The sequence below is a fragment of the Streptomyces sp. SID1328 genome (assembly GCF_009865595.1).
In the GTDB taxonomy this organism is placed as follows: domain Bacteria; phylum Actinomycetota; class Actinomycetes; order Streptomycetales; family Streptomycetaceae; genus Streptomyces; species Streptomyces griseoluteus.
Map to the genome: position 1 here is coordinate 1 of NZ_WWKH01000385.1, position 11,551 is coordinate 11,551.

The 11,551-nt window shown below is 69.1% G+C and carries 11 protein-coding genes and 3 pseudogenes; 5 read left to right on the forward strand and 9 right to left on the reverse strand.

Translation table 11 applies throughout. The annotated features are described in order from the left end of the window. A partial coding sequence (locus GT030_RS11365; RefSeq protein ID WP_161200993.1) for a helix-turn-helix transcriptional regulator occupies positions 1–635 on the reverse strand: 635 nt, incomplete at its 3' end. 193 nt (positions 636–828) lie between these two features. Here GT030_RS11365 and GT030_RS35590 point away from each other — a divergent pair. Further along, positions 829–1,035 (forward strand): hypothetical protein, encoded by a 207-nt coding sequence (locus tag GT030_RS35590; protein ID WP_202459970.1) that lies wholly within the window; start codon positions 829–831, stop codon positions 1,033–1,035. A gap of 578 nt (positions 1,036–1,613) precedes the next feature. Here GT030_RS35590 and GT030_RS35595 read toward each other — a convergent pair. Then, on the reverse strand, positions 1,614–1,961 hold the full coding sequence (locus tag GT030_RS35595; protein ID WP_202459971.1) for an SH3 domain-containing protein: 348 nt from the start codon (positions 1,959–1,961) through the stop codon (positions 1,614–1,616). 403 nt (positions 1,962–2,364) lie between these two features. Between GT030_RS35595 and GT030_RS11370 the strand changes: the two genes are divergently transcribed. The 4 genes and pseudogenes from GT030_RS11370 (at position 2,365) to GT030_RS11395 (ending at position 6,325) form a co-directional block, all read left to right on the forward strand. Then, a complete protein-coding gene (locus GT030_RS11370) occupies positions 2,365–3,264 on the forward strand; it encodes an XRE family transcriptional regulator (protein WP_237522317.1) in 900 nt (299 codons plus the stop codon). Between the two features lie 722 nt (positions 3,265–3,986). Continuing rightward, a complete protein-coding gene (locus GT030_RS11380; RefSeq protein WP_161200996.1) occupies positions 3,987–4,190 on the forward strand; it encodes a terminal protein Tpg-like protein in 204 nt (67 codons plus the stop codon). A gap of 450 nt (positions 4,191–4,640) precedes the next feature. Continuing rightward, a pseudogene (locus tag GT030_RS11390) lies at positions 4,641–4,904 on the forward strand (transposase family protein); the annotation flags it as partial. A 428-nt stretch (positions 4,905–5,332) separates the two neighbouring features. After that, a complete protein-coding gene (locus tag GT030_RS11395) occupies positions 5,333–6,325 on the forward strand; it encodes an alpha/beta hydrolase (RefSeq protein WP_161200997.1) in 993 nt (330 codons plus the stop codon). A gap of 488 nt (positions 6,326–6,813) precedes the next feature. Here GT030_RS11395 and GT030_RS11400 read toward each other — a convergent pair. The 7 genes and pseudogenes from GT030_RS11400 to GT030_RS11420 form a co-directional block, all read right to left on the reverse strand. Then, positions 6,814–7,005: pseudogene (locus GT030_RS11400) on the reverse strand (IS701 family transposase); the annotation flags it as partial. A 430-nt stretch (positions 7,006–7,435) separates the two neighbouring features. Next, positions 7,436–8,101: a thiamine pyrophosphate-dependent enzyme gene (locus GT030_RS37105; protein WP_346009611.1), complete on the reverse strand. Its 666-nt coding sequence runs from the start codon at positions 8,099–8,101 to the stop codon at positions 7,436–7,438. Continuing rightward, positions 8,081–8,401, reverse strand: a pseudogene (locus GT030_RS37110) (benzoylformate decarboxylase); the annotation flags it as partial. The pseudogene GT030_RS37110 and the gene GT030_RS37105, both read right to left, overlap by 21 nt. A gap of 30 nt (positions 8,402–8,431) precedes the next feature. Continuing rightward, the gene (locus GT030_RS37345) at positions 8,432–9,049 is read right to left on the reverse strand and encodes a cytochrome P450 (RefSeq protein WP_346009612.1); all 618 of its coding nucleotides are present in this window, start codon (positions 9,047–9,049) and stop codon (positions 8,432–8,434) included. Then, positions 8,968–9,636: a cytochrome P450 gene (locus tag GT030_RS36345; RefSeq protein WP_237522318.1), complete on the reverse strand. Its 669-nt coding sequence runs from the start codon at positions 9,634–9,636 to the stop codon at positions 8,968–8,970. Before GT030_RS36345 ends, GT030_RS37345 begins: the two co-directional genes overlap by 82 nt. A gap of 128 nt (positions 9,637–9,764) precedes the next feature. Beyond that, the gene (locus GT030_RS11415) at positions 9,765–10,979 is read right to left on the reverse strand and encodes a cytochrome P450 (RefSeq protein WP_161200999.1); all 1,215 of its coding nucleotides are present in this window, start codon (positions 10,977–10,979) and stop codon (positions 9,765–9,767) included. Further along, on the reverse strand, positions 10,976–11,551 hold a 576-nt coding region (locus GT030_RS11420; protein ID WP_161201000.1), incomplete at its 5' end, for a carboxymuconolactone decarboxylase family protein. The genes GT030_RS11420 and GT030_RS11415, both read right to left, overlap by 4 nt.

Genomic DNA, 11,551 nt, shown 5'->3' on the forward strand with positions numbered 1-11,551 from the left:
AGGGACTTGGCGGGCACGTCCAGGACCAGGCCGCCCACGCAGTACGCCAGCACCTTGCCGTCCTCGACGTCGACGACCGCCAGCGGCCCGTTCTCGAACCGCAGGTCGGCGCCGCCCGCCGGGGTACCGGCCGGGGCCGCCTTCTTCGCACCCGGGCGGCGCGACGTCGACGACGCCCGGGTGGTGCTCGCCGGGCGGGTCGCGGCGGCCGGAGCAGCGGCGACAGAGGCAGCGGTCTGGGTGTTCTCGGTTGCAGTCATGGCCGCAGCCTCGGACGCCTCCACTTCGTCAATCAGAGCGTCCGGAACCTCCGGCATTTCGCCTGCCGGGACGGGCACGCCGGTGAACGCGGCGGGCACCGAGGCAGCCGGCTTCTCCGGCATTGCAGGTGCTGGGTAGAGCTCCGCGAGCTGCTTGAGCAGCCGGGCGTACGCCTCACGCTCGGGGCCACGCGGCTCGGTCGGCTTCTTCGTCGACTCCCAGGCGGACACCGTGGCTCGCCGGACTTTCAGCGCGCCAGCGACGTCATCCAGCGTCAGGCCGTGCGCGACCCGCAGCCGCTTGCGCTCCTCGGCCGACGGCAGCGGAGAGCGAGACGCGACCAGCGCGTCGACCGCGTCGAACAACTCGGACATGGAACACCTCCTGACCCAGACCCTACTCCATGGACCGTAATTTTCGCGTACTTTTACCGTACGAATCGCGTACGTATAGCGAGGAGGCGGTGAGGGTGGTCTTGGATGGTGAAGGGCTGAAAACCGTCGCGTCACCTCAAGTCCCGGTGGGGAGACATGGGCGGTCGCATGCTCCGAGTAGTCAGGGGGTCACGTGGGGTGGAAAGACGCGTTCGGCGACGCCATGAAGGAACTGCAGGCGATACGACAGCAACTCGCACTTCTTGATCGTCTCGATGACCCGACGGTCGGGCTGACCGCACTGCACGGTGACGTCACGCAGAGCCGTCTGAAGGTCCTGGAGCAGATCCAGGCGGGCGTTACCGGAGCTGTGCGTTGGCGTCCTCCACCGGCCCTGTGACGGCTGGTGGCGTGCCCGCGCGAGGGAGCCGCCCCGATGGTTCAGTGACCGCTGCATGCCCTCCGGCGGGCGCGTGGCGGCCATCGTGGACACCCACCCCTTCTCCGTGACCTGTTGGCGGGCAGAAGCGAAGTTGGTCAAGGAGAAACGCCTCCTGCTGACGGGCCACCGCCGAATCGGACAACGGGTCCGTGGTCGGCCCGACCACGATTGGACCAGCGGGTGTGGTCAGGCCGACCAGGCTCGACAAGAGGGACCGCTTCAACCCCTGCAGCACCAGTTCGCCCCAGTTCGCAGAAGAGGAGAGATCTCCGGACTTTATCCACAGGGAAACGGCCGGACTATCGGGTTCGTTGCCGTGATCGGCACAGGGCCCGACCTGTTGTGGAGACCCATATGCCGCACCAGATCACTTCCAGCCCGGCCGGTTCAAGGGAAGGCGAATGCGTGCGGGCGGTGCCGCGGGTGCGGTCGTCACCGGGTGAGGGCCCGACATCATCTGCCTGGTCCGCCTGCCCAGGACTCGTCTCGCTGCCATGGGCAGGTGGACACATATCAGGCCGGGTCACTGCACGATGTCAGCAGCCCACCGTGGCGCCGTTGTCGTCGAGGTACGCGTCATAGATCCAGCCGAGGCTGCTCCCGTTGCCGTCGCGGATCCATGTCCAGGTGTTGCCGTAGTCGTTCACGACATAGCAGTCGTAGTACACGGTGGTGCCCTGCGACACGGATCCCACGGTCGTGCACGCCCCGTAGGGACCCGTGTGGACGGCGGCGCTGGAGACGGTCACCTTGCCGGAGCCGGTGTCGTAGTTGCCGTGCGGCCAGTACGCGTTCCCACAGGTGACCGCTTGGGTGTCCTCGGCGGCGGCCACGGAAGAGGCCAGCGTCGAGGATGCGGGCGCTGCCTGGGCGGGCACCGTCATGAAGCCGAGTGCGAGTGCACCGCTGAGTGCGGCGGTCGTAAAGGCATGCCGAAGTCGCATGAAGAATTCCTCTCAGATGGGGTTGGCGCTCCTCCCTGCTACACGGGCAGGAGGAGCAGGTGAGAAAGAGCCCACCGTCAGCCGGGACATCTCGACTGAGCAGCCGGGCACCACTGAGACTGCAGACCGCTGAGGGGCCGGGGCAACGGCCCCTGGCTGTCCGGGACAGACGCGGGCTGTCCGGGCCGGTCAGAGTCTTGTCCGGATCCCACCCCGGACAGCCGGGCATGGCGAAATCCGCCGTTGTCCCTTCTGCCAAAGCCGCAGCAAGATGCCGTTCATGGGGAACCTTGGGGAGTTGTCGCCCTATGAAGCCCGAGACGCTGAAGGTTTCATCGAGTCGATGCAGCAGCTCAAGGAGCGTTCAGGGCTGACATATCGCGAACTGGAGGAGCAGGCAGCCCGAAACGGTGACGTGCTGGCGCGCAGCACGCTGGCCGACATCCTGAGACGGACGAGCCTGCCGCGACCGGATCTGCTGGCCGCGTTCGTCCGCGCCTGCGGGGACGGGCAGCGGGTCGGCGCCTGGCTGGACGCCAGGGACCGGATCGCCGCAGATGTCGTTGCCGTGTCCGCCACGGCGCAGAGCCCCATGCCCGAAGCCGACACCATGGCCCAAACTCAACTGCAGACAGGCGAATCCACGGGCCCGCAGCCCCACCGGACCAAGCGACGCACGTTCGCGCTCGCGGCCGCACTCATGGTCCCGCTGGTCGCCCTGGCCGCCTGGGAGTTACTCCCCGGCAGCTCCGATGCCCCGGGCGCTGCTGCTGTTCCCACCGCCGCCCGGACTCCTGCGGACGGCTGGGTCACCATCCGCCCCGCCCGCACGCCCGACCTCTGCCTGACGGATGGACGCGACCGCGACGGCACCTACAACAGCGCCGTTGCCGTCCAACTCCCCTGCGTTCAGGCCGCCGTGCCGCGCACCTACCTCGAACCGGTCGGCGAGGGCCTGTACCGCATCCAGTGGCACCACCCCCAGATGGGAAAGGGATGTCTGACGGTCATGGGCGACGACCAGATCAAGGGCATGCTCGAACCCCGTGAGGACTGCACGCAAGGCACCCTGTTCCGCCTGGAACCCACCGTCGCTCACAGCGCCAGGGTTTTCCGGCTTCGCCCGGCCCACAGCAACCGGTGCGTCGGCATCGTCGGCAACGACACGACCGAGGGAGCCGAAGCGATCGAAGAACCATGTACCGGCGAGGCCGACCAGCGCTTCCTCATCCGAACGGACTGACCACTCGCGCCGCGGCTGGCTGTGGCTTCCGATAACCTCGGCCGTGATGGAACAGCCATAGCAGCCACGGGCACCCGAGCGACATCACACCCCGACTGACGGTCCGCCAGCCCCGGCTCCGTCAGCAAGTCCAGCCGACCCGTTGGCCTTCCCCTCACCGAGAACACCTCGCATGCCTGGGTCGGATGAACATCGCCGGCCGGAGACGGTGCGGCACGTCTCTTCACCGGCACGTGCCCGGATGTCGTAGCCGACGGCGGTCGGTGCTGTCACGAAGGCACCGAAACCGGCAGGCATGAGCCGCCGGGTGTGCGCGACCTGACACCACGGGCGCGGAAGGCACCCTCAGGCCAATCAAGGGGTGAACGTGGGAGAGATCGCGCACGGGCTGGAGCGCGCGCTGCGTACCCGGCCCGTTCCCTCAAGCACCGGGGCCCGCTTGCGATTTTTGCCGGCGGCGCACCAGGGTTCCACCCGGGGAGTAGCCGACGTGCTGGGGGTGTCGCAGCGCACTGTGCAGCGGTGGGTGACGAAGAAGGCCGGAGCGCGTCGTCCGCCGGGTCCGATGCCGGTCCGGGCGATCGAGGAAGCGGCCCTGGCTCGATAGCAGCCCCGGATACGGGCCCGTCGGCATGCCCGGGCCGAGGCCGGAGGGCTTCGTCTTCCATACCTGGGCACGATTGGGTTTCGCCGCGCCAGCAGGGTCCTCGGACGACCCGCGGGTGCGGTGGATCACCCTGGATTTACCGGGAGAGGTAGCCCGGGAGCTGTTCGCCGCCCGGGATGCCGACGCGGGTGAGCAGCAGCAGACGGTGATCCTGGCCCGCGCGCTCGGACACGCCTACTTCCGCGAATGGGGCCGCCGCGCCCACAGTCTGCACATCGCCTTCAGCGACGTCGAGTTCGCCGACTTCTCGATCGGCTGAGCCTGCCCCTTCGAGGGGACACGTCAGGGTGCGAGGGACTGGTGCGCCTGGCTGGCATCGCTTCGTACTTCTCGGCTTCCTGCCGCTCGCGCCAGTCCCACTCCACACGGTCGGCCGGACCTTTGCGGCGGGGCGCGGGCGGCTGGGGCGGGCGCAGTCTGGCCGTCTCCGCCACGCGCAGCAGGTGCGCACGGTCACCTGGCGCGGCGAGCAGTTCCTGGTTTTCGCCGGATACGAGTCGGGTGGAGCAGGCCGCGGCCCTAAGGAAGATGCCTGCCCAGGGTGGTACGGAGTAGGCGGCCCAGCCGTCGGTGTAGCGGGCGCGGTCGTGCAGGCCAGCGTGGCCACAGCGTCGTCGTAGTCGCGTGGCGAGTTGCTGGAGGGAGGCACCGGTGCACAGCGGGGCGACAGCTGCGGCCAGGCGGGGATGTGCGGTCGCCGCCTGCAGCGGTGTCGGAAGCCTCGTGGATACCCCCGTTCACGGGGCTGACTCCGCGGGAATTCCGCACGTTGATCGTGACGCTGCGACGCGAGGGCGCCGATGGAGTACGTCCGGGACGCCCCTGGGGACTGTCGCTTGAGGACCGGGTTCTACTGGTGGCTGCCTACTGGCGGACGAACCTGACGTTGCGACAGCTTGCGCCGCTCTTCGGTGTGTCCAAGTCGGCAGCTGACCGCATGCTGCAGCACATCAGGATCGAGATGGCCCTGCGTGCCTTCACCGGCCCGCCGCCCTCCCCACCGGCCGGCACGGCCGATCCGCGCGGCAAGGCGCTCGGGGAGCACTAGGCAGTCTCGTATGGATCACCGGTCCGACCACAGGAAGACTCGGCGTCGGGAGCGGGCGGATCACGCTGCCGCTGGTGCAGCGCGGTGTCGTGGTGCCCGCGTGATCCCCGTGATCCACATGCTCCGCGGATCTGCATCACGCTCGTCGCCCGTGCCGCGTTCGGGGGATTCCGCGGCGCCGAGAACCCACGGCTACGGACACGCAGCGTCCTCGCTCGCCGAGCCCGCGGGCACCTCCCCACCGCTCGGTTTCGCAGTCCCGGTTTCACCCGGTTGGAGGCCATGGCCGGGCCGGGCGGCGCCAAGGCATGAAAGCTGATGTGCCATAGGCCTCCGAGAAAGGCGAGACCGGAATGACGGAATCTGTGGTCCATGGCTCACGGCGCCGAATACGGCCCACCCGCGTGGCGGCGGGGTTCGCTGCTGCCGCTCTGTGCGCGGGCACGGTCGCCCCGGCCGTTGCGGCCGGCGGCAGAAGCGGCGAGAAGCCCACCATCGTGCTGGTGCACGGTGCCTTCGCGGACGGCTCCAGCTGGAACGGGGTGATCGAACGACTGGAGCGCCAGGGCTACAAGGTCATGGCCCCGGCCAACCCGCTGCGAGGGCTGTACAGCGACTCGGCCTACATCGCCTCGGTGCTGAAGAGCATCAAGGGCCCGATCGTGCTGGCCGGTCACTCCTACGGCGGAGCCGTGATCAGCACGGCCGCGGCCGGTAACCCCCAGGTGAAGTCCCTGGTGTACATCTCGGCGCTGATGCCCGACGTGGGCGAGAGCGGCATGTCACTGGCCACCCGCTTCCCCAGCGCCCTCGGCACCGCCACCCAGGCCGTGCCCTACCAGGCGGGTGGCGGGGTCAGCGGGACCGACCTCTACCTCAAGCGGGACAAGGTGCACCCGGTCTTCGCCGCCTGCCTCCCGGCGAGCCAGGCGAACTTGCTGGCGGACACCCAACGGCCCGTCGCCACCACCGCGTTCTCCGAGACAGCCAAGGTCGCGGCCTGGAAGACCATCCCGTCCTGGGCGCTCGTCGCCCGGCAGGACGCGACCATCGACCCGGCCCAGGAACGGTTCGAGGCCAGGCGCGCCCACTCCCACACGGTGGAGATCGACTCCTGCCACGTGTCGCTGGTCGCGCAACCTGGCGCCGTCGCCGACCTGATTGTCCAGGCCGCCACCGCCAACGCCACCACCGCCGCGGCCACGACCGGATCCGACCGCCCGGCGCTCGCGAACACCGGCTCCGCGTGGCGCACCGCAGTCGTGACCGGATTCGCCGGTGTCTCCGTGCTCACTGGCTTCGCGGTCGCTCTCCTCGGCCGCCGACTGCGACGCCGCACGCACTGATCCCGCAGAGTCGGATCGTTGTCAGGTCGTGCACCGGGTGGGTCCTAGGGTGACCTGATGTTCGATCGGTTGGAGATCACGATGCTGCCGCCGGGACCACGCTTCCCTGCCCAACTGCGCCTCCGGGTCACCGGCGAGGACGTTGTGGAACAGGCGGTCGGCACTGGGGGCCGCGGACCGCTTGCGGCGGAAGCGTTGCCCTTCGGCCTCCCCAGCCCGCTACGAGCGACCCGCGAGCCGCGCCGGGTGCGGTCGGGCGAGCCGGAGTGCACCGGGAGATGCTGTGGCTTCCTCTCTGTGGTCGTGCAGCGCATCGGAAACGTCGCCCACTGGTCGGACTGCGGGTCCCGCACGTGGGGGCCCGGCCGTTGGAGTTCGACTTCGACGCGAGCGAGTACGACGCGGAAGTGGCCCGCGCCGAGGCTGATCCCTGGCGTCGGTATTCGGCGTAGCCTGGCAGGCTGCGCCGGAACAGCGTCCACCCCTCTGTGGAACCGCTGCCCCTTCGCGCCGGGCCCGGTCGAGAGCTTCTGCCAGGCCCGCCTGGGCACCTTCCGTGCCAGGGCATCGGCGCGGAACATGCCTGCGGCGGTGGGCACTTCGGCCGAGCAGGCCACCGCGAGGACGTAACCGATGCCATGGTTCTCCAGAGCCGTCCGCACTTTCGGGTTGCCGCCGTAGTTCGACCGCCTTACCACGGGTGGCGCAGAAGGCACGCTGCCGCGCTACGGGAGCGTCGAGCTCTTCCCCGTGCACACCAAGGTCGCATGGATGCGGGCAGCGGTCAGGGCGTGGGCACGCCGGGCAGGACGGGCGAGAGCCACAGCATCTCTCGGTAACGGGGGCGAACACACAGGTCCGCCGCCAGCCGGGTGATTGCGTTGGCCAGGACGTGGCGGCCGGAATCGGGCCTGTCGCATTTCTCGACACGCACGCTGACTGATCAACGGAACCGGCGCGATGGCATCAAAAGAGCCCCACCACGGTGTCGCCCGCCTGAAAGTGAGGAAAGCTGCGTTATCCGGCTTCGTCGCCGGGCCTGCCGCCCGGCCCGGCAGCGACGGACGGGGCGGCGGAGCCTCGCCGGGGTCGCTGCCGCGTTGAGCGGGTTCACGTCAGGCGGGGTGCGATCTTCTTGACCCTGTTCGTCCGGACATTGACGAGGGTCGGGCGACCCCGGTCGGCGACGCCTTCGCCGAGCAGCTTGGCGACCTGGTCCGTATCGGTGGCTTCGTGAGCGTCGACGCCGTAACTCGCCGCAGTGGACACGATGTTCAGCTGAGGCAAGTCCAGTCCGGGGACAGCGGCAGCGTTCTCGATGTCAGCGAACTGCTTGAGAACACCATATTCGTCGTTGGAGGAAACGACGACCGTCACCGGGATCTTGTAATGGGCCGCGGTCCACAAGGACGTGATCGCGTAGTGCATCGACCCGTCGCCCATGAGGGCGATCACCGGACGCTGGGGGGCGGCGAGTTGGGCGCCGACAGCGGCGGGTAGCCCGAATCCGAGGCCCCCACCGACAGCGGACATGTGGGAGAGGGCAGCGCCGGGCCGTACGTACGACGTGATCGGAACCTCGTTGGAACCGGCCTCGGTGACGAACAGGGCGTCCGCCGGAGCGGCGTGGCCGACAGCCGTCCACAGGTCGGCGGCCGACAGCGGGGCTGTGGCCAATTCCGGACGCGGTACATCGGGCCGAGCCTGGGGGGCGGGGCGCGACGATTCGGGGACCTCGTCCAGCAGAGCCTCCACCGCGGCCCGGACGTCGGCCACGTAGGCGTCCCCGACGGGTGCACGGGCGGCTTCGTCGGGGTCGCTCGTGATGTGGATGAGGGACGTGCCCTCGGGTAGATACGGTCCCGGGATGTAGGGGTAGTAGCGGAAGACCGGGCCGCCCAGCACAACGACGAAGTCGTGGCCCTTCAGCTCTTCCGAGATCCAGCCGGCGCCGGGCGGGAGCAGGCCTTGGTACAGAGGGTGGTTCTCGGGGAACCCGGACAGCCCCGGGAGCGGTGAGGTCCACACGGCGGCCTTTGCGCGCTCGGCCAACTTGATGATGGTCCGTGCCCGGCGCGCGTACCGGGTCCGGTGTGTCGTAGGTGCTCACCAGGTCACCGGCAGGGTCTCGACTCCGTAGGTGAGGGCGTCGTCGTGGAAGTGCAGATCGCTCTCGTCGACGGCGAGCCGCAGCCCCGGGATGCGTTCGAACAGCTTCGGCCAGGCCACCTGCATCTCGATGCGGGAGAGGTTCTGGCCCAGGCACTGGTGCACGCCGTAGCCGAAGCCCATGTGCTTGCGCTCGCTGCGGGTGATGTCCAGGCGTTCGGGGTCGGCGAAGACCAGGGGGTCGCGGTTGGCGGCGGGCAGGTTGCAGATGATGCCCTCGCCGGTCTTCAGCAGTACGCCGCCGACCTCGATGTCCTCGGTCAGCACGCGGCGTGGTTCGGTCTGCACCATGCTCCAGTAGCGCATCATTTCCTCGACCGCGGTCGAGGCATACGCCGCCGGGTCGGAGAGCAGGATGTCGCGCTGTGCGGGTTCGCGCAGGAGGGCGAGGATGCCCAGGGCGATCATGTTGGCGGTGGTCTCGTGCCCGGCGCCGATCACCAGGACGCCGAGCCCCACGGCCTGTTCGAAGGTCAGGTCGCCCTTCTCGTCGACATGAGTGTTCGCCAGACGTGACAGCAGCCCGTTGTCGGGCCGGGAGCGCTTGTCCTCCATGTGGCGGGCCAGCAGCTCGTGCAGCGCGCGGTGCGCGGCCACTTTCTCGTCCTGCGCGTGAGCTGCACCATCTTCTTCGAGGACTCGTGCACGGTGGAACTGTCCTCGTAGGGGACGCCGAGGACTTCGCAGATCACGACGGTAGGCAGGGCCAGCGCGAAGTGCTCGACGAGGTCGACGGGCCCGTCCATGGCGAGCAGGTCGTCGATGAGCTGGTCGGTGAGTTCGGCGATGCGCGGGCGCAGCGCTTCGGAGCGCTTGGCCGTGAAGTCCGGGTTGAGGATGCGGCGCACCGGGAGATGTTCCGCACCGTCCTTGCGGAAGAAGATGTTGCCCTCGACGGCGGGCTGGGCGTCGCTGGTGTTGGGGAAGCCGGCGTTGGTGACGTCCGCACTGATCTTGCCGACCGCACCGAGAAGCTGCTGGATGTGGTCGTGCCGGGTAATCAGCCAGGGAGTGCTGCCGTCCCAGATGGTCACCCGGTGCGGCCGGCCGCTCTCTCGGAAGCTGGTGGCGTCCTCGGGCGGGGAGAAGGGGCATCCACGCTGCAGCGGGAACGTGGGGGCGTGCTCGGAGGAGATAGTCATGAGCGGGACTCCTTCGCTACCAAAAACGGGGGGTCATGCCCGCGGCCGGGGCCGCTCCCCGGAGCGCACCGTCCGCCACGGGGAGGCAGGGCGCTGCAAAGGGAGCGGTGCCCGAATCGGGGGCTGGTTCAGCGGGTGACCATGAGTTTGCGGACGCCGTAGTTTGTGCCGGTGAAGTCCATGGGGACCTCCTCCAGCGGGGTGGCGAGCCGCAGGTTGGGGAAGCGCTGGAAGAGCTTGGGCAGGACGGTCCTGAGTTCGGCGCGGGCGACGTTCTGGCCCAGGCAGGCGTGGACGCCGTAACCGAAGCCCAGGTGCCGGGCCATCGTGCGGTCGATGTCGAGAGTGTCTGGGTCGGTGAAGGCGCGGGGGTCGCGGTTGGCGGCGTTCATCGCGACGACGACGAGATCGCCCTTCCTCACCTGGACACCAGCGAGTTCGAGGTCCTCCTTGGCGACGCGGCCCAGGCCGAACTGGACGATGGTGAGGTAGCGCATCAGCTCCTCGACCGTGGTGCCGATCTTCTCGGGGTGGGCCAGCATCTGCTCGCGCTGCTCGTGGTGGGTGAGCAGAGTGAGGGTGGACAGGCCCATCATGGCGGCCGTGGTGTCGTGTCCGGCGAACAGCAGCAGCACGCCGAGGCCGATGAGCTGCTTCTCGGTCAGGGGCGCATCCTCGCCGTCGGTCTTGTGGATGAGTTCGGCGAGGATGCCGTCGGTAGCGCCGGCGTTGCGCTTGTCGGCGACGAGCTGGGTGATGTAGTCGATGAGCCAGTGGGCGCCCTTGTCGCGTTCCTCGCGGCTCTTGGCCATGTCCATGAGGTCGACGGTGGCCTCGTGGAAGCCGTCGCGGTCCTCGTAGGGGACGCCGAGCAGTTCGCAGATCACCAGGCACGGGATGGGCAGGGCCATGGCCTGGACGAAGTCGAAGGTCTCGGGGCCGGCGGCGATAGCGTCCAGGTGCTCGTCGACGATTTTGTCGAGGTAGGGCTGGAGCTTGTTCTGCACGGCCTTGGGGGTGAAGCGGGCGGTGAGCAGGCGGCGGTAGGCGCCGTGCTCGGGCTCGTCCATCATCACGAAACCGGCGTCGAAGGGGGCGTCCTCGCCCGCCTCGGCGACCTCGCCGTCGGGGGTGTCGTGCCGTGGGCGCCTGGCGCTGAGCCGTGGGTCGGTGAAGACCTGGCTGCCTTCCTCGAAACGGGTGACGAGCCAGCCGGTGGAGCCGTTGGGGAAGCGGACCTTGACGATGGGCTGGTCCTCGCGCAGCCGGGTGTACTCGGCCGGCGGGTCGAGGGGGGCGCCGGGGTCGCGGGTGACGGGCTGGTTGACGAAGGTCTCGGTCACTTCTGCTCCTGCGGGGTGGGGGGCTGGGCGGTGTGCGCGTGGATCGCGGCGGTGACACCGGTGTGGGTGGCGGTGGCCTTGCACCAGCCGGTGTAGACGGCCAGGTGCAGGACGGCTTCGCGAAGCTGATCGGCGCTCAGTTCACCGTTGACCAGGGCGCCGTGGGTGATGATCTGGACGAGTTCGGGTTTGCCGACGGTGGCGGCGACGCCGAGGGTGAGCAGTCGGCGGTCGCGGACGGACAGCCCCTCCCGGCCCCAGACCTGGGCGAAGAGGTAATCGACGGTCTCGGCACTGAAGGGGTCGTCGGCGTCCTGGACCGCGGTGCTCAAGCCGGGGCCGTACACCCGGTCCATCATGTGCAGGCCGTAGGCGTGGACATCGTCCTTCGCCGGGGCCGGAACGGGGGCGGGTTCGGCGTCCAGCTGGAGGGTGCGGCGGGCCTGCGTACGGACCACGTCGGCGAGGGGTGTCGGGACGCCGAGGGCGGCTGCGAGGTCCCGGGCCGCGTCAAGGTCCTTGGTCATCAAAGGTTCGATCTGCCGGCCGACGGCCTCGGGCAGCACGCCGTC

Excerpts from the sequence above, each read along its gene's own strand:
- GT030_RS37345 (WP_346009612.1), bottom strand. The coding sequence starts at position 9,049 with ATGGAGGACAAGCGCTCCCGGCCCGACAACGGGCTGCTGTCACGTCTG.
- GT030_RS11370 (WP_237522317.1), top strand. The coding sequence starts at position 2,365 with ATGCAGCAGCTCAAGGAGCGTTCAGGGCTGACATATCGCGAACTGGAG.
- GT030_RS35595 (WP_202459971.1), bottom strand. The coding sequence starts at position 1,961 with ATGACGGTGCCCGCCCAGGCAGCGCCCGCATCCTCGACGCTGGCCTCT.
- GT030_RS11395 (WP_161200997.1), top strand. The coding sequence starts at position 5,333 with ATGACGGAATCTGTGGTCCATGGCTCACGGCGCCGAATACGGCCCACC.
- GT030_RS36345 (WP_237522318.1), bottom strand. The coding sequence starts at position 9,636 with ATGACTATCTCCTCCGAGCACGCCCCCACGTTCCCGCTGCAGCGTGGA.